The sequence below is a fragment of the Desulfovibrio desulfuricans genome, from assembly GCF_004801255.1.
GTDB classification, from domain to species: Bacteria; Desulfobacterota; Desulfovibrionia; order Desulfovibrionales; family Desulfovibrionaceae; genus Desulfovibrio; species Desulfovibrio desulfuricans_C.
Map to the genome: position 1 here is coordinate 1,574,017 of NZ_CP036295.1, position 26,242 is coordinate 1,600,258.

At 57.8% G+C, this 26,242-nt stretch carries 21 protein-coding genes and 1 other RNA gene; 5 read left to right on the forward strand and 17 right to left on the reverse strand.

The genetic code is table 11. The features are described 5' to 3' along the window. Positions 1-66: 66 nt before the first annotated feature. Genes DDIC_RS06605 through DDIC_RS06620 form a run of 4 tightly spaced genes read right to left on the reverse strand, consistent with a single transcriptional unit; the run spans position 67 to position 3,739 of the window. On the reverse strand, positions 67-1,038 hold the full coding sequence (locus tag DDIC_RS06605) for an alpha-ketoacid dehydrogenase subunit beta (RefSeq protein WP_136399709.1): 972 nt from the start codon (positions 1,036-1,038) through the stop codon (positions 67-69). A gap of 56 nt (positions 1,039-1,094) precedes the next feature. Then, on the reverse strand, positions 1,095-2,057 hold the full coding sequence (locus tag DDIC_RS06610; protein WP_136399710.1) for a thiamine pyrophosphate-dependent dehydrogenase E1 component subunit alpha: 963 nt from the start codon (positions 2,055-2,057) through the stop codon (positions 1,095-1,097). A gap of 36 nt (positions 2,058-2,093) precedes the next feature. Continuing rightward, the gene (locus DDIC_RS06615; protein ID WP_136399711.1) at positions 2,094-2,456 is read right to left on the reverse strand and encodes a Lin0512 family protein; all 363 of its coding nucleotides are present in this window, start codon (positions 2,454-2,456) and stop codon (positions 2,094-2,096) included. Between the two features lie 47 nt (positions 2,457-2,503). After that, on the reverse strand, positions 2,504-3,739 hold the full coding sequence (locus DDIC_RS06620) for a dihydrolipoamide acetyltransferase family protein (protein ID WP_136399712.1): 1,236 nt from the start codon (positions 3,737-3,739) through the stop codon (positions 2,504-2,506). Between the two features lie 393 nt (positions 3,740-4,132). On the opposite strand from DDIC_RS06620, the gene DDIC_RS06625 reads away from it, so the two are divergent. After that, positions 4,133-6,214 carry a sigma-54-dependent Fis family transcriptional regulator gene (locus DDIC_RS06625; RefSeq protein ID WP_136399713.1) on the forward strand — a complete coding sequence of 694 codons (2,082 nt, stop codon included), beginning with the start codon at positions 4,133-4,135 and terminating at the stop codon, positions 6,212-6,214. A gap of 504 nt (positions 6,215-6,718) precedes the next feature. Next, complete coding sequence (locus DDIC_RS06630; protein WP_247647581.1) at positions 6,719-7,777, forward strand: 2,3-butanediol dehydrogenase; 1,059 nt, start codon at positions 6,719-6,721, stop codon at positions 7,775-7,777. Between the two features lie 132 nt (positions 7,778-7,909). Here DDIC_RS06630 and DDIC_RS06635 read toward each other — a convergent pair whose 3' ends face one another. From DDIC_RS06635 to rdgC, 8 genes are all read right to left on the reverse strand, one after another. After that, positions 7,910-8,224 carry a hypothetical protein gene (locus DDIC_RS06635; protein ID WP_136399715.1) on the reverse strand — a complete coding sequence of 105 codons (315 nt, stop codon included), beginning with the start codon at positions 8,222-8,224 and terminating at the stop codon, positions 7,910-7,912. A 162-nt stretch (positions 8,225-8,386) separates the two neighbouring features. Further along, positions 8,387-8,766, reverse strand: a transfer-messenger RNA (tmRNA) gene (ssrA, locus tag DDIC_RS06640). Between the two features lie 47 nt (positions 8,767-8,813). Then, entirely contained in the window at positions 8,814-9,350 is a 537-nt protein-coding gene (locus tag DDIC_RS06645) for a hypothetical protein (RefSeq protein WP_136399716.1), read from the reverse strand. A gap of 227 nt (positions 9,351-9,577) precedes the next feature. Next, positions 9,578-11,182, reverse strand: a complete 1,605-nt coding sequence (locus DDIC_RS06650) for a DNA repair protein RecN (RefSeq protein ID WP_136399717.1) — start codon at positions 11,180-11,182, stop codon at positions 9,578-9,580. A 78-nt stretch (positions 11,183-11,260) separates the two neighbouring features. Continuing rightward, positions 11,261-12,097: an ABC transporter permease gene (locus DDIC_RS06655; RefSeq protein WP_136399718.1), complete on the reverse strand. Its 837-nt coding sequence runs from the start codon at positions 12,095-12,097 to the stop codon at positions 11,261-11,263. Beyond that, entirely contained in the window at positions 12,097-13,128 is a 1,032-nt protein-coding gene (locus tag DDIC_RS06660; RefSeq protein ID WP_136399719.1) for an ABC transporter permease, read from the reverse strand. Before DDIC_RS06660 ends, DDIC_RS06655 begins: the two co-directional genes overlap by 1 nt. A gap of 9 nt (positions 13,129-13,137) precedes the next feature. After that, positions 13,138-13,665, reverse strand: a complete 528-nt coding sequence (locus DDIC_RS06665; protein ID WP_136399720.1) for a hypothetical protein — start codon at positions 13,663-13,665, stop codon at positions 13,138-13,140. A 19-nt stretch (positions 13,666-13,684) separates the two neighbouring features. Then, positions 13,685-14,308 (reverse strand): recombination-associated protein RdgC, encoded by a 624-nt coding sequence (gene rdgC / locus DDIC_RS06670; RefSeq protein ID WP_136399721.1) that lies wholly within the window; start codon positions 14,306-14,308, stop codon positions 13,685-13,687. A 927-nt stretch (positions 14,309-15,235) separates the two neighbouring features. On the opposite strand from rdgC, the gene DDIC_RS13780 reads away from it, so the two are divergent. After that, positions 15,236-16,015 carry a pseudouridine synthase gene (locus DDIC_RS13780; protein ID WP_247647582.1) on the forward strand — a complete coding sequence of 260 codons (780 nt, stop codon included), beginning with the start codon at positions 15,236-15,238 and terminating at the stop codon, positions 16,013-16,015. A gap of 184 nt (positions 16,016-16,199) precedes the next feature. On the opposite strand, the gene pgm is transcribed toward DDIC_RS13780, so the two are convergent. The 4 genes from pgm to DDIC_RS06695 all read right to left on the reverse strand — a co-directional run bounded on the left by pgm (position 16,200) and on the right by DDIC_RS06695 (position 21,946). Then, positions 16,200-17,849 carry a phosphoglucomutase (alpha-D-glucose-1,6-bisphosphate-dependent) gene (gene pgm, locus DDIC_RS06680; protein ID WP_136399722.1) on the reverse strand — a complete coding sequence of 550 codons (1,650 nt, stop codon included), beginning with the start codon at positions 17,847-17,849 and terminating at the stop codon, positions 16,200-16,202. Positions 17,850-17,961: 112 nt separating this feature from the next. Continuing rightward, positions 17,962-18,978 carry a glycosyltransferase gene (locus DDIC_RS06685; RefSeq protein ID WP_136399723.1) on the reverse strand — a complete coding sequence of 339 codons (1,017 nt, stop codon included), beginning with the start codon at positions 18,976-18,978 and terminating at the stop codon, positions 17,962-17,964. A 56-nt stretch (positions 18,979-19,034) separates the two neighbouring features. Beyond that, positions 19,035-20,462: a DegQ family serine endoprotease gene (locus DDIC_RS06690; protein ID WP_136399724.1), complete on the reverse strand. Its 1,428-nt coding sequence runs from the start codon at positions 20,460-20,462 to the stop codon at positions 19,035-19,037. Positions 20,463-20,476: 14 nt separating this feature from the next. After that, positions 20,477-21,946 carry a 30S ribosomal protein S1 gene (locus DDIC_RS06695; RefSeq protein ID WP_136399725.1) on the reverse strand — a complete coding sequence of 490 codons (1,470 nt, stop codon included), beginning with the start codon at positions 21,944-21,946 and terminating at the stop codon, positions 20,477-20,479. 673 nt (positions 21,947-22,619) lie between these two features. On the opposite strand from DDIC_RS06695, the gene DDIC_RS06700 reads away from it, so the two are divergent. Together DDIC_RS06700 and DDIC_RS06705 are read left to right on the forward strand one after the other, a co-directional pair. Continuing rightward, the gene (locus tag DDIC_RS06700) at positions 22,620-23,906 is read left to right on the forward strand and encodes a dicarboxylate/amino acid:cation symporter (RefSeq protein ID WP_136399726.1); all 1,287 of its coding nucleotides are present in this window, start codon (positions 22,620-22,622) and stop codon (positions 23,904-23,906) included. A 267-nt stretch (positions 23,907-24,173) separates the two neighbouring features. Further along, positions 24,174-24,944 (forward strand): class I SAM-dependent methyltransferase, encoded by a 771-nt coding sequence (locus DDIC_RS06705; protein WP_168732489.1) that lies wholly within the window; start codon positions 24,174-24,176, stop codon positions 24,942-24,944. Between the two features lie 68 nt (positions 24,945-25,012). Here the strand turns inward: DDIC_RS06705 and DDIC_RS06710 are convergent, their stop codons facing one another. Next, positions 25,013-26,014 (reverse strand): GNAT family N-acetyltransferase, encoded by a 1,002-nt coding sequence (locus DDIC_RS06710; RefSeq protein ID WP_136399728.1) that lies wholly within the window; start codon positions 26,012-26,014, stop codon positions 25,013-25,015. Positions 26,015-26,242 lie beyond the last annotated feature (228 nt).

A 26,242-nucleotide genomic window follows, 5' to 3' on the forward strand; every position in this document is an offset into this window, starting at 1 on the left:
ACCACTGCGGCTGGCCGTTGCGGCGACGGGGCAGGCATTGTGCCTGTGCCTGCCCCGCACATTATGTCATCGCAGCGACTTGACCGCGGCGATGATCTGATCCGCGCCGGGAATGTAGGCCTTTTCCAGCGGCGGGCTGAAGGGTACAGGGCAGTAGGGCGCGCCCACGCGCACGATGGGGGCGTCCAGGTAGTCCAGGGCTTCCTCGGCCACCATGGCGGCTATCTCCGCGCCCGCGCCTGCGGTTTTTACGGCTTCGTGCGCGATCACAAGGGCGTGCGTTTTTTTGACGGAATTGAGGATGATGTCCTTGTCGAGCGGCACAAGACAACGGGGGTCAACCACTTCGGCGCTGATTCCCTGAGCTGCCAGGGCCTCGGCGGCCTGAAGGGCGGTGTGAACCATGAGCGAGGTGGCGACGATGGTCACGTCCGTGCCTTCACGCTTTACATCACCCTTGCCCAGCTCGATGGGGGTTGCCTCGTCGCCTACTTCGCCCTCGACGCCGTACAGAATCTTGTGTTCGAGAAAGACCACGGGGTTGTCGTCGCGAATGGCGCTGATAAGCAGGCCCTTGGCGTCAGCCGGGGTGGAGGGAATGCATACCTTGATGCCGGGAATGTGCATGAACCAGGCCTCAAGGCTTTGCGAATGCTGGGCGGCTGCGCCGACGCCAGCGCCCTGGGGCATGCGCAGCACCATGGGCACCTTGGCCTTGCCGCCAAACATGTAGTGCATCTTGGCGGCCTGGTTAAAGAGCTGGTCGAGCGCCACGCCGATAAAGTCCACAAACATGAGTTCGGCTATGGGGCGCAGACCTGCGGCAGCCGCACCGGCGGCCGCGCCGACGATGGCGCTTTCGGTAATGGGGGTGTCGCGCACGCGGCGCTCGCCAAACTTGTCAAAAAGGCCCTGGGTCACGCCAAAGCAGCCGCCAAACTTGCCAACGTCTTCACCAATGATGAACACGTTTTCGTCCCGCTCCATCTCCTGGCGCATGGCATCGTTGAGCGCCTGCAGGTAGGTTTTGATCGCCATATTTTTCTCCATTCTGAAAAATCTGAAGGTGGTTTCCGCAGTTTCAGTCAAACAGATCAGGCGTACACGTCTTGCAGCAGGTCTTCCGGATTGGGATAGGGGCTACCCTCGGCAAACTGGACAGCGGCTTCAATGTCGGCTGCGACTGAGGCCGTGATGCCGTCCAGCTCCGCCTGCGTGGCTGTTCCTGTATCGAGCAGTTTTTTGGCAAAACGCGGGAGGGGGTCCTTGGCCTTCCATTCTTCCAGTTCCTTTTCGCTGCGGTACACGCAGGCATCGCCCTCGAAGTGGCCGCGCCAGCGGTAGGTCTTGCATTCGATAAGCGATGGGCCCTGACCCTTGCGCGCGCGTTCCACAGCCATGGTCACGGCTTCGTACACGGCGAGCACGTCGTTGCCGTCCACCACCACGCCGGGCATGTCGTAAGCGGCGGCGCGGTCGGCGATGTCGGTGATGGCCATGGATTTGCTCTGCGGGCAGGAAATGCCGTAGCCGTTGTTTTCATTGATAAACACGACAGGGAGCTTCCAGGCGCTGGCCATGTTGAGCGATTCCTGCGTGGTGCCCTGGTTGGACGCGCCGTCGCCAAAGAAGCAGGCGCAAACGCCCTTGGTGTCCTTGTACTGGCAGCTGAAGGCCGCGCCCACGGCCAGAGGACCGCCGGCGCCAACGATGCCGTTGGCGCCGAGAATGCCGATATTGAAGTCGGCAATGTGCATGGAGCCGCCCTTGCCCTTGCAGTAACCGGTTGAGCGGCCATAGATTTCGGCCATCATGAGCTTGAGGTCGCCGCCCTTGGCCAGACAGTGGCCGTGACCACGGTGGGTGCTGGTGATCATGTCCGTCTGCTTGAGCGCGGCGCACGCGCCGGTGGCGACGGCTTCCTCGCCGAGGTAAAGATGAACAAATCCGGGTATCTTGCCAGCTGCGAAAAACTTTTGCAGTTCGGTTTCAAAAAGGCGGATCTTGGTCATCGTGCTGAACATTTCCAGCAAAACCTTTTTGTCGGGATGTTTCATGGTACTCTCCTCAGTTTGCTGATTTGTGGTGCCGACTCAGTCAATATCTACCGACACGGTCAGGGCCGCGCAGGCCATCACTATGTCGCTGCAACCGGGGCTGAAACAGGCAACCTCCAGACCGGGGGTGCGCAAGCCGCCAGCAACGACCTCAATGCTTTTTTCGCCAATGGGTATGACCGCGAGCACGGCTTCCCTGTCCACCAGGTCCGGCTCGGGCACGGCAATACGCGCATGTACGTGCACCCCCTGAAAGGAGTTGCGAGCCAGTATCTCCACCAGACCGCACAGGCAGCTGCGCGAAACGGCGTCCTTGACCGCGCGGCATGCCGCCTTGGTCATGTTTGCGCCGTGCAGGTCGGCTCCTGTGCCCAGTTCAACCACGTAACGTTGCAGCATCGCATACCTCGCTTGGAGTTGTTGTGCCGGGCCATGGCCTGTTTGCGTTACCCAAGCATGCGCACAGGCTGTTCGAGCATGTCCGCAAGGGTGCGCAAAAAGTTCATGGCCGGGCCGCCATCGGTGACCATGTGGTTGAAGGTAAGGGAAAGGGTCATCATCTTGCGCACGCAGACCTGCCCGTCAAAAACGCCCGGCTTTTCGACCACGCGGCCGACGCCCAGAATGCCGGTCTCCGGCGGATTGAGGATGGGGGTAAAACCGTCCACGCCAAGCATGCTCACGTTGGAGATGGTAAACGTGCCGCCGGAAATCTCGTCCATGGAAAGGCCGCCCTTGCGGGCGCGGTAGGCGGCATCGCGCACTTTGGCCTTGAGTTCTTCAAGGCTGAACGTGTCCGCATTTTTGACGTTGGGAACGATGAGACCCGTATCAAGGGAAACGGCAACGCCAAGATTTACATGCTTGTGCATGTGGATGCCGTCCTGCTGCAGGGTGGAGTTCATGACCGGGTGCTGCCTGAGCGCGCGGCATACGGCAAAGGCGATGATGTCGTTGAATGAAAGGCGGTACTCGGCGTCTTTTTTGTTGCGGGCCAGCATGGCGTCGCGCAGGGCCACCATTTCGGTAACGTCCGCCTCCACAAAAACAGTCAGTTGCGCCGCGTTTTGCAGGCTGGCATGCATGTTGTCGGCGATGAGCTTGCGCAGGCCGTCCATGGGGATGACCTCGTCCGCGCTATCAGCAGACGCAGCGCACGCCTGGGCGCATGGGGCCGCCGGGGCTGGGGGAGGGGTCTTGGCCGCGGCCTCGTGCGCGGTGCGCACGTCTTTTTCTGTAACAATGCCGTCGCGGCCTGTGCCCGTTACCGTGGCTAGGTCAACACCAAGCTCCTTGGCTACCCTGCGGGCGGCGGGCATTGCACGCACCTCGCCCTGGTTTGCGTTGCCCGCAGCGGGCCTGCTCTGGCCCTGGGGCGCGGCCGCTGCCGAACCGGCGGGCGTCGCCCCTGCGGGGCTTGCGGCCGGAGTGGCTACTGCTTCACCAGACTCGCCAATTATGCCGATAACCTGCATGACCGGCACAACCTCTCCCTGAGGGCTGACGATCTGCAACAGCACGCCGCCTGCCGGAGATTCGACCACGTTGGTGATCTTGTCGGTCTCCACTTCCAGCAGGGGTTGTCCCACAGCCACCGCGCCGCCTTCGGCCACAAGCCAGCGCGCTATCTTGCCAGTTTTCATGGTGAGGCCCCATTTGGGCATCTGCACTTCGTAGGCCATCCGCTACCTCCTTGCGCCAGGTGGCGCACGCGTTTATGCCTACGATGATTGCAACTCTGATACCACTTTATAACTGGCATTAATCAATGGCTATTTTGACTGCTAGATTGAGTGTGTGCTGAATGTTGTTCGAAAATCGAACACATTGCTGTTCTGGTAGACCTGTTATGATACACTGCAATATATAAAAAATTCATGTAGTTGTTTTTTTGCTCCATATATAGATTCAACTTGTCTGAAGGACCTATTCCATTTTTTTGGAGACGATGTTATTGCGTAAAGTAAAGCTGCAGGGTCGCTTTATTCAGAAGTGGGCACAGGCCTTATCGCACTGCGGAGGGTCGGCGAACCGGCATGCTTGTTGAGAGGGCGTGCACGTCCGGGAGATAAGTCATGTATGTTCTGCAAAGAAATGGCGATGTCTTTGAAATGCGGCAGGAACCCCTGATGGCTGAAGGCGTCAACCGCTCCGGCTTTTTGTTTAACAGCTATTGCGGCACGAGGCGCGCCAACCGGCGCCAAACCTGGGAGTCCTTTATACGGACGGGAAAAATCGTCGACGACACCCTGCCGCAGCCCATTGCGGCCTCATGGATGCGCTGTCGAGATCTGGGGGTTGACCCCCTGTTGCCCAAATGCGCCGAATTTACGCCCATGAGCCAGATACGCACGCAGGCCGAGGTGTATGCCGAGCTTGCGGCAGGGGTGGAACGGCAGGTGTATGAGCAGATCAAGGACAAAGGCCTGCTCATGACTGTTTCTGAAGCCAATGGCCGTCTGCTGCGCACCTGCGGCAACAAGGATGTGCTGCTGCAGGCTGACCAGCTTTATTTTGGCCCCGGAGCCGTATGGTCCGAGCGGAGCGTGGGCACCAACGCCATAAGCCTGGCCCTTTCAGACGGCATACCTGCGCAGGTCATGGGCGAGGAGCATTTTTGCAACAGTCATCAGGCCTGGGGGTGTTCAGCCGCGCCAATATTTACGCCCTTTGGCCAGCTGTGGGGCTGTTTTGACATTTCTGGGCCCACGCAGGCGGATCACAGTCAGGCGCTATGGTTGGCCATTGGCGCTGCCCGCGAAATAGAGCGCCTGTTGCTCAACGCATCGCTGAGCAACATGGAGAACAAGTCGCGCGCGCTGCTCAATACGCTTTTCAGCTCTATGCCCATTGGCGTGCTTATGGTTGATGAAAGCGGCGTCATTACCTACATCAACACGCAGGCCGAGCATTTGCTGGGCTTTAACGGCGACGTGCGCGGGCGTCGGGCCGAGGCGTTTTTTGACTACGGGCTGTTTGCCCGCCAGCAGGCGGAAAACAGCTGTCAGGCCGAGGGCGTGCCCCTGCGCTGCCTGACCAACCCTTCCCTTACGGCCTGCGTGATGCCCTTCATGACGGGCCGGTCTGATGCCCGCTACGCGCTTGTGACCCTGCAGGCCGCAGCCGAGGCGCGGCCCCTGCCTGCAGCTCCTGCGCCGCACGTTGCCCGCCGCGAAGGCCTACGCCCCTTTGGAGATATTGTTTACCGCAGCGAAAAAATGCAGCGCACGGTAGATCAGGCACGGCACATGGCCCAGAGCCCAGCGGCCGTTTTGCTGCTTGGCGAAACCGGCACGGGCAAGGAACTGTTTGCCCGGGCCATACACAATGCGAGCCGCCGCGCCGACGGGCCTTTTGTGGCCGTTAATTGCGGCGCTCTGCCGCGCGAGCTTATTCAGAGCGAACTTTTTGGCTACGAGCGCGGGGCCTTTACCGGCGCGGTGGAAAAAGGCCGCCCTGGCAAGTTTGAGCTGGCCGACAAGGGCACGCTGTTTCTTGACGAAATTTCTGAAATGCCGCTTGAGATGCAGGTTAACCTGTTGCGGCCTCTTGAAGATCACTGCGTTACCCGCGTGGGCGGCAAGCAGACAAAGGAGGTTGACTTCAGGCTTATTACGGCCACCAACCGCAACCTTGACGAACTGCTTGCCACGGGTGCGTTTCGTGAAGATCTTTTTTATCGCATCCACGTGCTTGCGCTGGAGATTCCGCCTTTGCGCGAACGCAGGGAAGATATTGCCATTATTGCGGAATACCACTGCAAGCGCCTGTGCCGCACCTACGGGCATCCTTTTGGCGGCTTTTCCGCCGAAGCGTTGCGCGTGCTCGAAAACTACGACTGGCCCGGCAATGTGCGCCAGCTCGTGCACAGCGTCGAGTTTGCCGTCAACATGGCGCAGGGCGGATGTATTTTGCCCGCGCACCTGCCGGTGCACCTGCAACCCGCGCTGGCTGGCGGCGACGACGCCTGCGCTCAAAAAAGCGCGGAGGCTATGGCCGCGCTGCCGGGTATGACCGACTTTAACCTGGACAGTCAGGAGGCGCGGGTCATCCGCTCTGCGCTTGAGCATTACAAGGGCAACATGCTTCAGGCGGCCAAGGCGCTGGGCATCGGACGCAACACCCTGTACGCCAAGTTGCGCAAGATTATGCCCTAGGGCCATCTGTTTGCGACAGTAAACAAAAGATAAAAACCGGCCTGTTTTGGATCTGAGGTCCGCACTAGCGGCGCTGAAGGTCTGAAACAGGCCTTTTTTTGCGCATACAGTTTGGCGGTAGTGATGGATGGCGGCCCAGCCAGAGGCTTGCAGCCGTGCGCGTCTGCTGGTTGCGGGTTGCTGCCGTGGTAAACGCATCAGGTCTGGCGCGGGCTGCAGGGTTAACCTGATAGCGCCGTCGGCGGCGCAGAGGGGGCCGGGCTGGCGCCTGAAACGGGCTGTTCAACTTTGGCGCAGAGCGGGGAGCTGCTGTACCACTTCAGGACACTGCCATCAGCGGCGGTATGCCTGTCAGCATGTGCAATTTTTCTCGACCAAGCAGGGGCAGGGCCTGCCGGTCATGTCGTCCCAGCCGCGTCAGACGCGGATTTTACGGCATGACCTGTGCAAAGAGGGGGTATTGGCATTCAACTTTTAACAAGCGAGGCAGTTATGGCGGAAACCATGCAGGCGGTTGTTTGGCACGGCAAAAAAGATATCCGCGTTGAAACTGTGCCCGTTCCCCCCGCCCCGGCCCCTGGCTGGGTTCAGATCAAGGTTGACTGGTGCGGCATCTGCGGCTCGGATCTGCACGAATACCTGGCTGGCCCCATTTTTATCCCCACCCAGGCCCCGCACCCGCTCACGGGCAAGCAGGGCAGCGTTATTCTTGGGCATGAGTTTAGCGGCAAGGTTGTGGCCGTGGGCAGCGGCGTTACCAACGTCAAGGTTGGCGACATGGTCGCTCCCGATGCCTGCCAGCATTGCGGCGAGTGTCAGCCCTGCCGCGAAGGGCGCTACAACGTGTGCGAAAAGCTGGCCTTTACCGGGCTGCACAACGACGGCGCTTTTGCCCCCTATGTGAATGTACCGGCAGAATTGTGCTTTATCATGCCCGAAGGCGTTTCGCCCGAGGCCGGAGCCGTGATGGAGCCTCTTGCCACCGGCTTTAAGGCGGTGCGCATGGCGGGCAGCATTTTGGGCCTCAATGTGGTTGTGCTTGGGGCCGGCACCATAGGCCTTGGCACTATCATGGCCGCCAGAGCCGCAGGCGCGGGCAAGATTATTGTGCTTGAAATGTCCAAGGCGCGCATTGCCAAGGCCATTGAATGCGGTGCCGACATTGTGGTCAACCCCAAGGAATGCGAGCCAGTAGCTCGGGTTAAGGAACTGACCGGCGGGTCGGGCGCTGATGTCTCTTTTGAGTGCATCGGCAACAAGTTTACCGGGCCTCTGGCCATCGACGTGCTGCGCAACACGGGCACGGCCATTATTGTGGGCATTTTTGAAGAACCCAGCTCCTTCAACTTTTTCAGTCTCAGCGGCACGGACAAAAAGGTTATGGGCACGCTTGCCTATACCATTGAAGATTTTAAAGGCCTTGCCGCGCTTATGGCCAAAGGCGTCATCAAGGCGGAAAACCTCATTACCGGCAAGATTGAACTCAAAGACATCATCGAAAAGGGTTTTCTTGAGCTTATCAACAACAAGGATGAAAACATCAAGATTCTTGTGCGCCCCTGACGTAGCGCAGGGATGATCTTTACACGCTGTTTCTGACTTGCCAGCAGGGGCAACCCTGCACGCGGCGGTTGGAAAATGAAAGAGGGGTTACGGAACAATCCGCAACCCCTCGGTTGTTTGGTGCATGGTGGATCAAATTATCCTGCGGCTTGTCAGGATGCGCTTGCTGCCTGCCGCAGCAGGGTCAGCGGTTGTCCGACGATTTGAGTTGTGCAGGACATTTTTGTGCTCTGTAATTAAAGTAATATATTTAATTAAAGCATAAGCTTGACGCATGGCAAAGATAATGCTCACGCGGCGCTCAAGGATTTGCAGGAGCATGCCTGGTTGCAAGCATGGAGCATAAGCAGGAGCCTTAGCAATCGAGTACGCACTGACGGAAAGCTGCCGCAAATTACTGCCGCGCTCGAAACAATCTGCCAGTGGGGCAAGGAGTGATGCTTGCAAATGAATTTCATGACAGCGAACAAACAGCGGATCGAATGGCCCTGGAAACGTAGAAGCATTACTGCGAAGCGGCCGCCAGACTGGCCTGAACTGTAGCAATGGCTAAAAAAAGTGGCTCATACGTCTTATGCAGACCGTATAAGCCACTTTAATTTTTGGGGGTGGTGGAGGCGGGGGGAGTTGAACCCCCGTCCGCGAACTGTCCACACGAAGCATCTACAGGTTTATGTCAGGAATTAATTTCACCGTGGTGGTAGCCCCTGACCGGGCGCATCACAGCAATCTCGCCGGTAAACTCCTCGCGGAAAACCCCGGTAAGAACCGATTTCCGCCAGCCTGATAAGTGTCGCCACTCAAGGTTATCAGACATGGCCCTGAATGACGTGACCGCCTAGGCGGTCTTTGCCTCGCTGTTTTTAGGCAGCGTAAGCGTAGTCGTAATCGTTGTTGGCAATTACTTTTGTTGCCGCTTTTTACGAGGCCTGCGGCGCCTCGACCTGCCGCTAAGGCTTTCACGTCCCCGTCGAAACCAGTGCGCCCCCATTTGGTCAATCAATACAATAAGGCGCTTATGCCAGTTTGGCAAGCACTAACGGATATAGAAATGCGAGAGCGGGCCCTTGAGGCACATATGGTAGTGCCCAAGCAAGGGGTTTCCGTCTTCGATTTGGTCCATAATGTCGTTGTGCATCTGGGCGGCCAGCTCCACGCCGTGCGACAACATGGCCACCTGCGCCATTTGTTTGAAGCTTTTTTGCAGATCAGGCTTGCGGGCGATGATATCGCACAGCAGGTTGGCGTCGTTGTCGTTGCCCTCGACCAGCAGCGTGCCCTCTGGCGAGAGGTACAGATGCAGGCGGTCTTCCGGACGCAGATGGCGCTCTTGCAGCTGCGTGTTGAGCATGTCCATAAAGGCCTCTTGCAGCGAATCAAGCCTCGCCTCAAGTGCCGAAACAAGCCCCTCGCCGTCTTTGGCCAGACAATTCAGCGTCCTGACCGAAGTTTCGTCAAGCTCGGCAAGTGGCCTCTCCGTTGTCGGGGTGTGCCGCACCGTGGTTGATGCTTCGGAAGCGCCAGATTGCATGTGGAGCATGGCGCTTATACAGTTGTTATTTTCGGTAGTCACATGCTCCCCCTGTGGCTATGGTCAATTTTGCCTTACAGCCATCTGGCTCTGATATAAGCAAAATAAGTGCCATAACGCTCAAAAACCAAAATCAAGGGAAAAAGTTTAGAAAAAGTCAAAAAAATGTCGGCTGATCCCCTGAATCGGGCCGGGATTATAACGCCCATGGCCCTTGGCAGACAATCACGCCGACAAAAAAAGGATGGCCCGGCAAATTTTGCAGAGTCTCAGACCTCGAGGCTGCGGGCCATGGCCTCGCCCTGAGCGCCGCCACCGGCCATGCGGGCAAGCTCGGTATGTCGGTCTGCCTTGTTGAGGGGAGAGCAGAGAGTAAATGTTTCGCCGTCGCGCACGACCTTATTAATCTGAAAATGCCTGCGGGCACGGGCTGCCAGCTGCGGCCAGTGGGTTATGAGCAGCATTTGGCGTTTTTCGGCCAGGGCGTAAAGTTTTTCCGCCAGTTTGTTCAGGGTCATGCCGCCCACGCCAGCATCCACCTCGTCAAAAATAAAGGTAGCGCCTTCATCGTCCTGTTGCACACTGGCAAGCGCCAGCAAAAAGCGCGAAAGTTCACCGCCGGAGGCAATTTTGTCGAGGGGCTGCGGCGGTTGGCCGGGGTTGGGGGCCCAGAGAATACGCCCGCGCTCGTCTGCAACCCCAGGCCATATCTCGTGGTTTGCAAAATCGGGGATAACCCGCACCTGGTCTGAAAAACCCAGCTGTCGCAGCTCGTTTTCGAGGTTGGCGGCAATGGCTGCCGCAGCAGTGCGGCGGGCGGGAATGATGCGGGCTGTTACCGTTGCGAGCTCAGCGGCCAGCGTGGCCGCTTCCTTATCCAGCCGGGTGATGTCGAGGGCGCAAACATCAAGAAAGGAGAGGTTCTCCGCGATTTCTTCTCGCAGGGCCAAAATTTCCGGCAGGGTACGGTGCAGCTTGCGTTTGAGCTGTGCAAGGGCAAAAAGGCGCTCTTCCACATGGTCCATGTCGGGCATTTCGTCGAGGCCTGGCAGCGGGGGGGGGCGGCGCAATCTGCCGCCCAGATGGGCCAGCTGCTGGCGCAACGCGCCGACGGCGTCGGCATCGGCCTGCAGTGATTCGTCCTCTCGGCTCATGCGCTGCAGCAGTTTTTCCAGTTGGCCAAGCTGGTCGATGACGCCTTCCTGCTCATCTCCCTGCAGCAAAACAAGCGCCTGTTCATAATTTTCGCGCTGGTGCTCCACAGAGCGGGCCAGTGTGCGCAGGTCTTCAAGGCGTTCTTCCTCGCCATTTTCAGGCGAGACCTTGTCGATTTCCTGCTGCTGCATTTCAAGCAGCTCGCGCCGCTCCGCAAGCCCGGCCTGCCTCTCCAGCAGGGCCGCGCGTTGCGTGGCGTTTGCCTGCAGGCGGGCGAGCAGGTCGTCGCGCTGACCAAGTTGCTCGGGGCAGCTTATGCCGCTCTCAAGCAGCCGCGCCTGAAAGGAGACCTGCAGCAGTTTTTGCTGGGCATGCTGGCTGGTGTGGGCCACAAGGCGATTGCGCAGGTCGCGCAGGCTGTCTTGCGAGCGCAGCTCGTCATTGATGTACAGGCGGCTGCGGCCTGACTCCGCCACAATTTCGCGGCGCAAAACCATGTCGGCCTCGCTGGCGCTGAAAAGCGCCTCGACCTGCGCCCGCTCCGCGCCAGCGCGCACCATATCCGCCGAAAGTTTGTCGCCCAGCAAAAAACCCAGCGCTTTAAGAATAAAGCTCTTGCCCGCCCCGGTCTCGCCCGTGAGCACATTCATGCCGGGCGAAAACTCCAGTTCCATGTCTTCAATGAGGGCCAGATTGCGGATGCGCAGGTATTCAAGCATAGCTTCAACGTGTTGTTATAGCGGTTTGTTGATGTTAAAGCTTAACTTTAACTTATATAAATACGCTGTATTTTCAAGCTATTGTCGCAGCCGTGGATCAAAAATATCCCGCAGGCTTTCACCCAGAAGGTTATACCCCAAAACCGTAATCAGGATGGCCAGACCGGGGTACACCGACAGCCAGGGCGCTGTTTCGATAACGGCCTTGCCGTCCATAAGCATGTTGCCCCAGCTGGCTGCGGGCGGTTGTACGCCCAGCCCCAGAAAGCTGAGGCTTGACTCTACCAGAATAGCTCCGGCAACGCCAAGGGTGGCTGTTATAAGCACCGGGGCCAGGGCATTGGGCAATATGTGCCGAAACAGTATGCCCGCCGTGGAGGTGCCCGCAAGCCGCGCCGCGTCCACAAATTCGCGCTCGCGCAGAGTCAGGGCCTCGGCCCGTACAAGGCGGGTGACGCCCATCCACGATGTGAGCCCGATGACGACCATGATATTGGTAAGGTTGGGTTCAAGAAAGGCAATAACCGCCAGAATAAGAAAAAATGACGGAAAGCACAGCATGATATCAACCACGCGCATGATGCATTCGTCCACCCAGCGCCTGAAATAGCCGCTCACAAGCCCGAGCACCGTGCCAATGCTCACCGATATGCCCACAGCCACAAAGCCCACCCACAGCGAAACCCTGCCGCCGTACAGCAGACGCGAAAAAACGTCGCGGCCAAGCCTGTCTGTGCCCAGCAAAAAGCGGGAGGAGGGCGGCTCGAGGATATTTTCCAGATGCAGGGCGTTGGGGTCAAAAGGCGCAATCCACGGCGCCAGAATGGCAGCCAGCGACATGCCAAACACAATGCCAAGCCCCAGTACGAGCATAAGGTTGCGACCAAGCAGCCTTGCGACGGCACGGGGAAGCATCAGGCGTTGTCCTTTGCGTTGCGGATGCGCGGGTCAGCCAGGCCATAGCAAAAGTCGGCCAGCAGGTTGCCTGCGAGCGTAAGCACAGCCCCAAGCACCAGATTGCCCATAATCATGGTATAGTCGCGCGCCATGACCGCGCCGTAAAAAAGCTGCCCAAGGCCGGGCAGGGCAAAGATGGATTCAATAATGACGCTGCCGCCGATAAGCCCCGGCACAGAAAGGCCCAGCAGGGTAATGACCGGCAGCAGGGCATTGCGCAGCGCGTGCCGCCAGATCACGGCCCCCGCGCTCAAGCCCTTGGCCCGGGCCGTGAGAATATAATCCTGCCGCAATACTTCAAGCATGCAGGCCCGCATGTAGCGCGATATGCCAGCCAGCCCGCCAACGGTGTACACCAGTGTGGGCAGGGCCAGGTGCCGCGCCAGGTCGCACAGTTTGCCCCATGCGCTCAACTGCTCGTAATTCATGGATGTAAGGCCAGAAATGGGCAACAATTGCAGATCAATGCCAAAAAACATCATCAGCAGCAGGGCCAGCCAGAACGACGGCATGGCAAAACCCAAAAAAACCAGCACGGTAACTGATTTGTCCAGCAGCGAATTTTGCCGGCAGGCCGAAAGTATACCCACAGGTATGGCGATCAGCAGGGTGAGCGCCAGCGAAACAACATTCATGCCCACAGTGAGGGGCAGGCGCTCAAGAATCTTGGTCAGTACCGGCCGCGAATCGGCGGACATCGAGTTGCCGAAATCGAGCTGTACTATGCGCGTAAGCCAGTCCCAGTATTGAACGTAGAGCGGGCGATCAAGCCCGTACAGCACCTCAAGCCTCTGCCGCGCTGCAGCGCCGGCCAGCGGGTTGAGCGTTGTCTCCATGTCAGTGGGCGAGCCCGGCGCCAGGTGGATGACCCAAAAGCTGATAAGGGTAATGCCCCACAGTACGAGCAGCATCCACAGCGTTTTGCGTAAAACGTGCAGAAGCGGGCCGGAAAGATGGCCTTTTGCGGCAGGCGAGGGCAGGGTGCTCATGAAAAAAACTTACTCCGTGCGCGTCATCCACTGGCGCATGTCGTCCACTTCCTTTTGCCAGCCGGAAGAAAGGCGCAGCTTGAGAAAGCGGGCGTACAGGGCATCCAGCAGGCCCGTGCACACTTCCATAAGATAGAACTTTTCGAGCAGCAGGGCGTCGGGGTCGTCGTCGCTGTCGCCCTTGTCGAGCTTGGGCGTTTTAAGGCTGTTGAGGCAAAAATCCTCAGCTTTGAGGCTCACCTGAAAGGCCAGCTCTTCTTTTTCAAGCCGCAGCAGGGCGCGGCTGACCTGCTTGCCGTTACCAAGGCCAAAGCGGGCCTCGCGCAGAGGGGAGAGCGAGCCGGAGACAGAGGCCGTTTCACGGGCGTCGCCTTCGCCGCCTTCAACCACAATGCGCTGTTCCATGGAGACGGCAAAGGGCGCGCCTTCCTTGTCTGTAAACGCGCCGGGGGCGGTGTCGCTCTGGTACCAGAGCCAGGTCAGAAATTCCTTGCCGAGAATGCTGTCTGTGGATTCACCAAGATAAGGCATGTTCATGGGTGCTCCGTGCCGTCAATCAGGAAAGGGGCGCGAACTGCGTGGGTTCCAGCTTGTCCAGATGGATCAGGCTTTCTTCGTCCAGCATGGAGACCGCCAGATTGTAAGGCGTCAGTTGCTCCAGGTGCAGCTCAAAGGTCTTGAGAAATTCTTCCAGAAAGAGGTCGATCATCTTGTTTTGGGTAGATGCAAACCAGACCTCATGTTTGTCCGTGGCCCACAGCACGTTGAATTCACCGGGAACCGGCAAAAAACGTGCGCGCAGACGCAGCAAAACCTGCTCCTTGAGCTCTTTTTTGCGCTCGCGGGCAATGTAATTTTTGCCCTGTTCGGCCATGCGCTTTTTTTCTTCCTTAAGCGCAAGGGCTACATGTTTTTTGACTACGCCCGCAGGTATGCGCCGCATATCGAGCCGCAGTGAAAAAACAATGTACGCGCCTTTTTGCGGCGGAGCCGTCACCCAATCCGTATCCAGCATGTCCTCAAAGCAGGTCCAGCCCTGGGCCTGCATTTCGGGGATATCATCAATGTCGCGCATGGCGAACTGCTTCAGCTTGTCCGGTATCTGCGGCCAGAGCGTGGCCGGGACAGGGTCAAGAATACGAAACCGTGTAAAGCTGCAAGAGCTGTTGGCAAAGCCCATGTAAACTCCTTGCTTTGAAACCAGTGTTGGCAGTGTTGTACGTCAGAGCCGCCCTGGGAGCAAGTGCGAGACTGACCTCGAGGGTGGGCGAGCCAGGTTATGGTGAAATGCCTTTGCAAGCCCGCACGGCGGTAATTAGGCTCTCTGGCAAGGGTTGGGACGGGCCTGCATGGCCGGGAATCTATGCACAGAGACCAGCGCTTCCTTATATAAGGAAAGGAAACGCGAAAGGCAAAAAAGTAAATACGTGGGCTGATCCGTTTTTGAATATGCAGCCAACAAGGAACTGGCGGGCAAAAGTTCTCAAGTCAGAATAAATTTGCAAGCAGCCTTGTTTGGGATGCACGCCAGAGGACAGCGCCGCCAGTGGTCATCCCAGGCCTGATTTTGTGCAGGACTATAACGTTGCTCATCTTCCGCAGCATATTTACAAATGTCCCATAATGATAATTATGTAAACTTTTGAAGATGGGGAACCCTGGAATGGCGGCTCTATGTGGGCAACTCCCAACTGCCCTTGACGCCATGCCCCACTTCACGCACCATGTGCGCATCTTGCCAAGGAGAATTACCGTGCCGCCCAAGTATTCCGGCAATGCCGGATTAGCCACACCAAAACGACCCCAGGACGATTCGTCCAGCCGGTCTTCAAAAAAGGAACCGTCCAGAGGATCCACCGCGGAGCCTCCTGTGGGCCATACCCCCAGACAATCTGCTGGCGTAAGCAAAAAACGTGACTCGCGTGATGATGGACGGTCTGCCCATCGACCCGGTGGACGGCCCGAATCGCGGTCCGATTCAAGGCAAGAGTCCCGCTCAGGCACGCGAAACAGTTCCCAGCCGTCACGGCCTGACCAGCGTGATTACCACGCAGACGGTTCACAGCGCAGGCCCTCGCAGCGCCCCGCTGAAGGCAATGCACCCGTTTTGCCCAATCAGCCTGCGCCAGAACCTGAAAATCAGGACGGCGTGCGCCTCAACAAGGCCATTGCCGCCACGGGCCATTGCTCGCGGCGCAAGGCCGACGAGCTGATTCTTGCTGGCCGGGTGACCGTTGCCGGTCAGCCTGAGGTCAACCCCGCCCGCCATGTGCTGCCGTTTGAGGGCATTGCTGTGGACGGGCGCGTTCTCTCGGCCCCGCAGGCATTTACCTACCTTATGCTCAACAAGCCCGTGCATGTGGTCTGCACCGTGAGCGATCCGGAAGGCCGGCCCACCGTGCTCGGCTGCCTGACTGCGGAATACAAGGCTCTGCGGCTTTATCCTGTCGGCAGACTTGACTATTTTTCTGAAGGGCTGCTGCTGCTGACCAATGACGGCCAGCTGGCGCAACGTCTCACGCATCCCCGGCATCACCAGCCCAAAACCTATGAAGTGCTGGTACGCGGCACAGTGCCCGATGAGGCCCTTAAAATCATGCGGCGCGGCATGCGCCTTGCCGAAGGTGACGAACTGCTGCCCGTGGATGTGACCGCCCAGCCTGTTTCCGGCAATACTTTGCTGCAGATGGTGCTGCGCCAGGGGTTGAACCGCCAGATACGGCGCATGTGCCGTGACCTTGGCCTGACCATTCTGCGCCTGTGCCGCGTCGCCCAGGGGACCCTGCGCCTCGGCGACCTGGCAAGCGGCAAAGCCCGCCCCCTCACCGAGGGCGAAATTGCACGGCTGCGCGAGAGCGCCGGGCTGCCCGCTGGCCTTCAGACGTAGCCTGCCTGTTTACTGCTTTTGCGTGGACAAAAAACGCGCAGCTGCATAAGCCGGATGCCCGGCAGTGCAGCTGCGCGTTTGCTGTTTGCCGGGCCTCCGGCAACTACAGCGTATCAGTACCTTATAATATGTCTGCTTTTACAAAATCCGACGTCCGCCAGCGTGCGGAACGACGGAGTTGCCCTCAGTTGCCGCTTTTGAGCAACTGCTCCAAAAAGTCAATGGCGTCCTTTTGCACGGCCTGCAGATGGTCCTCGCCCTTAAAGCTCTCTGTATAGACCTTGCATATGGCTTCAGTACCGGAAGGCCGTACGGCAAACCAGCCGTCCTCGCTGACCACCTTGACCCCGCCGATGGGGGCATCATTGCCGGGCGCGCGGGTAAGCACGCTGGTGACAGGCGAGCCCGCAAGAGTTTTGAGGGGGACGCTTTCGGGCGTGAGCGCGGCAAGCTTTGCCCGCACATTGTCGTCAGCCGGGGCGTCCAGGCGCTGATAGGCTGGCGCTCCAAGCCTTTCGGTCAGTCTGGTGTACAGCTCGTCGGGGGCCGACTGCTCCACAGCCATCATCTCTGCCGCCAGCAGGCACATGAGCGGGCCGTCCTTGTCCGTGCTCCAGGGCGTACCGTCAAAACACAAAAACGACGCGCCTGCGCTTTCTTCGCAGCCAAAGCCGCAACGTCCGTTAAGCAGATAGGGCACAAACCACTTGAAGCCCACGGGCACTTCCACCACCGGGCGGCCAATATCCTTCCCTACCCTGTCGAGCATGGCGCTGGTGACAACCGTTTTGCCGATGCCGCGCTGCGCTGGCCACTGTCTGCGGGTGCGGAACAAATACCAGGCGGCGACGCTCAGGTAATGGTTGGGGTTCATCAGCTCGCGCCGCGTCACAATGCCGTGGCGGTCAGAGTCGGGGTCGCAGGCAAAACTCAGGTCAAAATGGTCGTGCATGTCCAGCAGACGGCTCATGGCGTAGGGCGACGAGCAATCCATGCGGATTTTGCCGTCCTTGTCGCAGGGCACAAAGCGAAAAGTGGGATCAACCGCACGGTTTACCACTTCAAGGTCAATGCCGTAGGCATCGGCAATGGGTTCCCACATGGGCAGGCTTGCGCCGCCAAGCGGGTCCACGCCAATGCGCAGACCTGACGAGGCAATGGCCTTCATGTCCAGCACGCCAGCCAGGTCCTTCACATAGCTGCCGATGAAATCGTATTCCTCAACCAGCGGCGACGTGCGGGCGGCGCGCAGATGCGTGATTTTAACGCCCTTGTTGCCGCTTTCAAGGTAGGTGTTGGCGCATTTTTCGATCTGGCTGGTAACTTCGCCTTCCGCCGGGCCGCCGTGCGGCGGATTGTACTTGAAGCCTCCGTCTCTGGGCGGGTTGTGCGAAGGGGTAATGACAATGCCGTCGGCCAGACCGTTTACGCGGCCAGCGTTCCACTTGAGCACTGCATGCGAAATGGCCGGCGTAGCTGTATAGGCTCCGCCAGCGGCAATGCGCACAGACACGTTGTTGGCCACCAGCACTTCAAGGGCGGAGCGAAAGGCCGCTTCGGACAGGGCATGCGTATCGCCGCCGAGAAACAGCGGGCCGTCAATGCCCCTGGCGGCGCGGTAATCGCACACGGCCTGGGTTATGGCGTAGATGTGCTCCTCGTTAAAGCTGCACAGCACGGAGGTGCCGCGATGCCCAGACGTGCCAAATGACACGCGCTGCGCCGCGAGCGCCGGATTGGGAAACTCCGTATAGTAGGCGCTCATGAGCGCCGGGATATTTTCCAGCTTTTCCAGTGCGGACAAGTGCCCGGCATCGCTATGCACAACTGGCATTGATTCTCCTCCAAAAGATGTGGCTGGTCAGACTATAGGCCCTATCGGGAGCGGCCGCAACGCTGCACGGCAAGATGCGCGCAAAATGTGAGCCAAGCAATCGCTATTGTTGCTAAAGACATAATTTTTTAAAGAATTCGCGGTGTTCTTGCAATCCTGGGGCAGTAAGCTCGCTGGCAAGTATGCCATAGGCGGCTTTGACCAGGGTTGTGCGTCTTTCAAGTGATTGTTCAAGTCTTTCTCTGTGGGCCTGCCTGGCGCACAGCGCGGACAAAATCTGGGTAAGGCGTACCGCGCGCACGGTGTCGGTATGCCGCTGGTGCACTGCCCTGCTCCCGGCCCTGGCGATTTGCGCGAGCTTTTGCGGCTGGCTGAGCGCGCTGGCCGCAATGGCTGCCGCAGCCTGCGCATTGTTGCGCTCATATGTGGGCAAAATTTCTTCGCCAACTGCAAGCAGTTCATCAAGGCCGTTGCCGCAGTTTTCCATCAGCAGGGCCGCGCCGCAGGATATGGCTTCAAAACAGCGAAAATTCACTTCCGAAGCCGCGGTCTGGTTCAGGGCGATGCGGCTGCGTTCAAATATGGGTCTGTAATCACCCGAAAGCATGACAAGGGGATGCTGGGCACGAAAAGCCCTGAGAAATGGCTCGCGGTCAGGGTTGTTTTTGTGGCCGAGCGTTCCCACAAAACTTACGGGGATATCGCGGGGAGCGGCATCCTCATCCAGCGGCGAAAACTGCGGGCAAAACAGGGGAAACCACTGCGCGTCCATACCCTCGTTGCCAAAAAGACTCACGTAGTCTTTTTGCGCCACCAGAGTGACGTCAAAACCCCAGGAATATGGAACATGCCAGGGATTGCAGTAGGTATCGATGGAATAACGCACTGACGGCCAGGGGGCATCTTGCGGGTCAAGCAGCTGCGGCATGTTGCCGTCGTCGCAGTAAAAAAGGGCGTCGGGTATGAAGCCGCGCGCTTCAAGACGGGCAGAAAGCTGCCGCACCGTATACGGATGCGGCGTGGGCAAATCGGCGTTCGTGCCCGGATGGACAGTAAACGTGCTGTGACCCAGCCGATTGAGTGCGGAAACCAGCAGAGGCCCGCCTATGCAAAGGATACGTAAGCTCATAGATAAAAAAAGGGCTGCCCCCCGCTTGGGAGGCAGCCCAGAAGGTTTGATGCCAGTTATTTGCTCAGGCTCACTGTGCGGAAGTAAACATCGCCACGCCGCGAAATTTGCAGCATCACAGCGCCACGTGCGACGCCCTCATCATTGACGATTTTTGTAAGTTCCGCAGGGCTGCGCACTGACTTGAGGTTGGCCTTGAGAATCACGTCGCCAGGCCGCAGATCGGCTTCGGCAGCGGGCTTGTCAGGGTTCACATCCACAATGAGCAGGCCTTCGTTCTTTTCTATCTTGAGGTCACGACGTTCCTCGTCCGTAAGCGGGCGAACAGAAATGCCAAGCAGGCCTTCGTTTTTCTGTTTTTGATCCTTGTCGTTCTGCTCGGCAGACTGCGTGGTTTTACGCTCGCCAAGGGTCACTGTGAGCTCGGTGGTCTTGCCGTCGCGCAACACCGTTATGGCAGCCTTGCTGCCGGGGGCTTTGTCGGCAATCACCCGCAGCAGGGCCGCTGCGTCTTCGATTTCCTTGTTGTCCACGGCAACAATGATGTCGCCGTCCTTCATCCCCGCCTTGGAGGCGGGTTCGCCTTCCATCACGCTGCCCACAAGCGCGCCCTTGGCGTCCTTGAGGCCCAGCGCCTTGGCGGTGTTTTCTTCAACATCCTGAATGCCCACGCCAATCCAGCCTCGGCTGATCTTTTTGCCCGACTTGATCTGGTCGACAATCTTGGCAGCCATGTTGCTGGGGATGGCAAAGCCAAGGCCCTGCCCGCTGGCAAGAATGGCCGTGTTGATGCCTATGACCTGCCCGGCCATGTTCAGCAGCGGGCCACCGCTGTTGCCGGGGTTGATCGAGGCATCGGTCTGCAGGAAGTTGTCAAAGGGCCCGGCGTGTATATTGCGGTTTTTGGCCGAAAGAATACCCGCCGTCACCGTATGATCAAGGCCAAAGGGGTTGCCAATGGCCAGCAGCCACTCGCCCACCTTGAGTTCGTCTGAATTGCCGAACGCAAGGAAAGGCAGTGCTTTTTTTGTTTCAATCTTCAGCAGGGCAAGGTCGGTCTCTTCATCAGCGCCAACCAGCTTGGCCGTTACCGGCTCGCTTTTACCGTTGCTTTGATCAAGGGTTACGCGGATGACATCCGCATCGGCAACAACATGATTGTTGGTAACAATATAGCCGTCAGCGGAGACAATAAAGCCCGACCCCAGAGACTTTTGCTTCTGCAGGGGGCGCTTGCCGCCGCGCTTGCCGCCGAATTGATCAAAAAACTTGTCGAACCCTGGCGGCATATTGCGGAACATTTCCCCCATGAGATCGTCCTGGCTGTTGCCGCTGGCTTTTCGCTCCGTGCCGATGTTTACAACCGCTGGGCCGCATTTGGCCGCAAGGTCTGTGAACTCGGGCAGGTTGGCTGCCTGGGCAAGCTGCGATGCCGCAAAAAAAGTTACGGCAAGCATGGCTGCAAGACATTTTTTTATCATCATGGAAAAGCTCCTGGTTACTTATTTTTCAGAGCCTTTTGCAAAGCCTGTGCCATGATGTTCATTCCAGCGCCAGAGGAAGAGCTGCCCGAGGTCGCATGCTGTTTCCAGGCCTTGTCTTCCGCCGGGGCGTAGGCCTGCTCGCCTTCAGGCGCAAGGCTGATGCGCCGGGCGGTGGTGTCCAAATTTTGTACAGTCAGGGTTACGGCGTCGCCCTTGTCCAGTTTGCTGTACAGCTTGCCCTGCTTGGAGTTTTTGATCACTCCGGCGGGCAGCAGGCCCGTGATGCCGGGGGCCAGCGTAATAAACAGGCCATAGGGGGTGCGGCTTTCCACCGTGCCGTTTACCGTAGAGCCCACGGCAAACTGCTGGGCGGCTTCCTTCCAGGGGTCGCCTTCGGCATCACGCAGGCTCAGCGAAATACGGTGGCTTTCAAGGTTGATTTCCTTGATTTTTACCGAAACCATCTCGCCGGGGGCAAGCACGTCTTCGGCCTTGGCCACGCGCTTGGTCCACGACATTTCAGAGATATGTACCAGGCCTTCGATGCCGGGCAAAAGCTCCACAAAAGCGCCAAAGGGCGCGAGGCGCACAACCTTGCCGGTGACAACCGTACCGGCTTCAAGCCGCTCGGTAACGTCCTGCCATGGGTCGCCCTCGACCTGCTTGCGCGAAAGCGAAATGCGCACGTGGCCCTTGCTGTCCTTGCTGATGGAGATAACCTTGGCGCGTACTACATCGCCGAGCGAGACCGCTTCGTCGGGGGCACCGACGCGCGACCACGAAAGCTCGGAAAGGTGGATCATGCCTTCAACAGAGGGTGCAAGTTCCATAAATGCGCCAAAGGTCGCAAAGCGCGAAATTTTGCCTTCGACGGTGTCGCCGGGCTTGAGGCTTTCAAGCAACGCGTCAAGTTGTTCGGCGCGTTCGCGCTCAACAATGGCCCGGTGCGAAACCACGACGTTTCTGCCACGGTTTTCAACCCGGATAACCAAAAACTGCATGCTGCGGCCCACAAGCGCTGCGGCATCCTCAGACGCGGCAACGCCGATCTGGCTGCCGGGGCAGAATGCGGACTTGCCAAGCACGTCAACCGTGTAGCCGCCCTTGCACACCGCCGTTACGCGGCCATCGACCGGAACCGCCGCATCGCGGGCTTCTTCAAGTGCGGCAATACCGTTGCCGCCCATGGAGCGGGAAAGGCGGATCTCTTGCGAAGAAACGCCGGTAACCCAGGCTTCGAGGCTATCGCCGGGCTTGACGCTTTCATTGCCCTCAGCGTCAAGAATGTCCTTGCGGTCAATGATGCCGTCAACCTTGATGCCTACGTCCACAAAAACGCTGTCGCCTGTGATGGCAATTACAGTTCCGGTCACTTTTTGGCCGGGCTGCAGGCGGCTAGATGCGGTTTCGTGGGCCGCCAGCATGGCGGCAAAATCCTCAGCGCCTTCCTCCGACATGGAGGTTGCGATCTTGTCCTCGGTCATAGTTTTCCTGCTCCTTACAAGCTGGGCTTATTGCTCAAGTCGGCTATATTACGCCATCCGCACGAGGAAAACAATTGTCTTTTTTCCTCCGGTTTTTTCAATCCGGGCGCAAACTGGCAGCTGAATCAATTTTATACAGGTGGATATTTTTTGAGCATGTTTTACCTGCCCCGGCATGCCAGGCTGGGTGCAACCTGCCCTCGCTGCCAACATTTGTTATACGTGCAAACTATCTGTTATATGACCAGTAGTTAACAAATTTTAGCTATTATATTGTGCGATCAAACAGCATTGATTGCATGCAACTAGTTAAAAAAATATTTTGATTGCATCATTATCCCATGCAGTGGTATGTCTAAGTCAGTGGACTCTTTTATGGAGCATGCAGTTATTGATAGAATGAACAAACAGTTTTTATAAAGCAACATTTGCAAAATGTTGCTTTTTGCAAGATTATCTGCATGAAATTTATGATTGACGCTTTTATACTTAGTGCGGTGCGGAAAATCAATGATGTTCACTGCGTTGTTATTGATGAGCAAAGAAAACCAGTTTCTTTGTCGATGGATACTCCCACCATGAAGTGTCCGGCAGTAGTCATGGTAATGTTTTGATGATGCAGCAGAAGTTGTAAGACCAGACTTCTAGTAGGCCAACAGCCAGGATAGCAGCTATGAAGTATTTGAAAATTTTGTATGTTCAGGTTCTCATTGCCATATTCATAGGCATTCTTTTGGGGCATTTTTATCCTGATCTGGCCGTCAAGATGCAGCCCTTGGGCAAGGGCTTTATCAACCTTATTAAAATGATTATCGCGCCGCTGATCTTCTCGACGGTGGTGACCGGCATTGCCGGCATGAAAGACCTCAAGGCTGTCGGCAAAACGGGCGGCATTGCTCTAGTCTATTTTACGGTTATTACCCTTACAGCTCTTGCCATCGGTCTTGTGGTGGTAAATCTGGCACAGCCCGGCGTGGGCATGAATGTTGACGTCAGCACCTTTAACGCCGCCGACAAAAACATTGCCGCCCAGTACGCTGGCAAGGCCAAAGACAACAATATTGTCAGCTTTTTCCTTAATATTATCCCCAATACCTTTGTTTCAGCCTTTACCAGCGGCGAGATACTTCAGGTGTTGCTGGTGGCCATGCTGTTTGCCTTTGCCCTGAACTACAGCGGCGAAAAGGGCAAGCTTTGCTTTGACCTGATCAAGAGCCTCTCCGAAGTGCTGTTCAAGGTCATCGGCATTATCATGCATGTGGCCCCCATCGGCGCTTTTGGCGCAATGGCCTTTACCATCGGCAAGGAGGGTATCGGCTCTGTGCTTGTGCTGGGCGAGCTTATCGTCTGCTTCTACATTACAAGCATTCTCTTTGTGGTGTTTGTGCTTGGGGTAATCGCTTTCAGCTGCGGCTTCAACATCTTCAAGTTTGTTCGCTACATTCGTGAAGAACTGTTTATCGTGCTCGGCACATCTTCTTCTGAATCGGTGCTGCCAAACATGCTGCGCAAGATGGAAAAGGCTGGCTGCAACAAAAGCGTGGTGGATCTGGTTATACCGGCCGGGTATTCATTCAATCTTGACGGCACGGCCATTTACCTGACCATGGCGGCCATATTTCTGGCCCAGGCAACCAACACGCCCATGCCGCTCGGTGATCAGCTTGTACTGCTGGGTATTTTGCTTATTTCATCCAAGGGCGCGGCAGCAGTGACGGGCGGCGGGTTTATCGTTCTCGCCGGCACGTTAAGCTCGGTGGGCAACATACCCCCCGAGAGCATAGCGGTTATCTTTGGCATTGACCGCTTTATGTCAGAGGCCCGCGCGCTCACCAACCTTGTGGGCAACGGCGTTGCCACCATTTTTGTCTCCAAGGTGACCGGCAACCTGGATGTGGACCAGCTGCACGATGTGCTGGACCGCAAAAAATCCGTAGGCCAGCCCGTGCCCATCATATAGGCCCTCAGTCCGCGCCCGGCTGCCGTGTTGGCTGGCGGCGGGCGCAGGAATATCTGGGCATCCTGCATCAGGCAATGCATCAAATCGTCTGCCGGAGTTGAACGGCAGGCGATTTTTCTTTATTCTCACGCCGACACCCTGTACGCTTTGCATGCGCCGCGCTTGTCCGGCCATGCATGCACTGCATACAACCCCCTACCCGGCGGAACTATGAATATCAGCGATTTTGAAGCCTGTTGGGCAGAGAGACAGCCAGATCGGACCGATATGGCAGATTTTTGGACCCGCCGCGCAGAGTCGTTCAATGCGCATGCGGGCGAGGCAGACTCCAGCGTGTATCGGCAGCGCCTGGTGGAAAAACTGGCTGCCAGAGCTCATATTGGCAAGGCGGATGCGGTGCTTGACGTTGGCTGCGGCCCCGGCAGGCATGCCCTTTCCTTTGCCAGGCTGGCTGGAACGGTTGAAGGCTGCGACATTGCGCCCGGCATGATAACGTGTGCACAGCAAAATGCCCTTGACGAAAACCTGCCCAACGCGAGCTTCAGGGTACTTGACTGGGCCGGAGCAGATATGGAGCGGCTGGGCTGGAAAAAACGGTTCAGGCTTGTTTTTGCCTCGCGCACGCCTGCGGTATACAACCGCTCTACCCTTGAAAAAATGACCGAGGCCTCATCCGGTTACTGCTGCCTGCTGACGCAGGTTACCAGCGACAACTCAGTACGGCGCGAGCTGGCGCCGCTTGTGGATGATGCATCGCATGAGGAATTTACCCGCCGGGGGCTGTACTGCGCCTTTAATCTTTTGTGGCTGGAGGGGTATTACCCCGAGGTGGAATATCAGGAACGCTCGTGGGATTCGGAATGTCCGCTGGAAGAAGCCATTTTGATGTACACCCGGCACTTTAACAGCCGTGGCCAGCTCTCCGGGGAGCAACAGGCTGCGTTGGCCCGCAGGTTGAGCGAACTCAGCACCAATGGAATGGTTAAGGAGAAAGGCAGCTCGCGGGTTGCCCTGTTGTTCTGGAATGCCCGCCCCTGAAAAAAACGCCTTGATGGTTGCTAGTCGCTGACAGCCGGTGCGGCAGAGCCATCGAGCGGCGCGGGGCCTCAGGCTTTTTCAACCAGCCAGGTGCGGATAGGAAGGGCCTTTTCTGTCCAATGCGTCTTGTAGTCCATCTTTGGGCCGTCCAGAGGCCCCATGTCGTAGCGTTGCACGCCCTCCTCGCACAGCCAGCGTATCTTTTCTACCTGCATGAGATTGCCCAGTGAAAGCGCCTGCCAGTCCTGGGTGTAGCTGAACTGCTGCCCACGATAGATCTGGCCTGCCAGTCCGCCAAAGATAAAGCCGACATCCTTGTCGTCGCGCCGGGCAAATATCACCCGCGCCCCTTTTTCCGGGGCCAGCCGTTCAAGCAGATTGGCGTAAAAATCGCATATCACAGGTTCGGCCATGCCGCAGTGATCCAATCCCTTCCAGCTGGTGCGCTCGATGGCGATCATGCGGGCATAGGTTTGTCTGGCATGGTCTGCGGTGGTGGGCAGCACCCGTTCAAAACTGATGCCCTGCTCCGCCGCTTTTTTGGCCGCGCGCTTGAGGTTGCGCCGCAGGTTGGCGGATCTGCGCGAAAGAAAACCGTCCAGTCCGCCCTCAAGTGAGGCCGCGCCCTGTATACCGGCCTTTACCAGGTGCGCCTGAAGCGGCATGCCGGTTTTGTTCAGCAGGTTCTGCACATACTCAAGCCCGGGCCCAAGACCGCCGATCAAAACCTTGGGAAAGCGCGGCGCATACGTTTGCGCAAAAAAATGCATGACTTCGGCAAAGAGCCTGGGCGCGGCATCGCCCAGCAGCGGGCAGCCAAAAAACCACGAGGGTTCAAGGGGCGTGATGAAGATTTCTTCTTCTGAAACAAGGCCTTCGGCAAAGGCAATAACGCTGCCCTCCGCTTCGGCTACCAGCAGTCGCCGTTTGGGGCCAAACGCGTCGTGAAAGGCCAGCTGCCACGAGGGCATGCAGCAAAAGGGGTCTGTCTGGTCGCAACGCAGCGCCGCTGTTTGCCATGCGGCGTACTGGTCTGGCTGGGCATTATGGGGCAAGGAAATAAACTGCATGCGAACAATCCAATATGATAGACGCGTATGCTGGCTCTACCTCAAAGACGGGGGCATACGCGGAGGCAAGGCCGTTGCAACGCCATGATAACCCCATCCGCAATAAGGCCCGCCAGCACCCAGCGCAAATTACGCGGACTTTGCAAGGGCTGCAAGGCGTTTGCGCACCGCATGCACGGTAAGGTCAGCGTGCTGCAGTGTCAACGGGCCGTTGAGCATGCCCCTCCG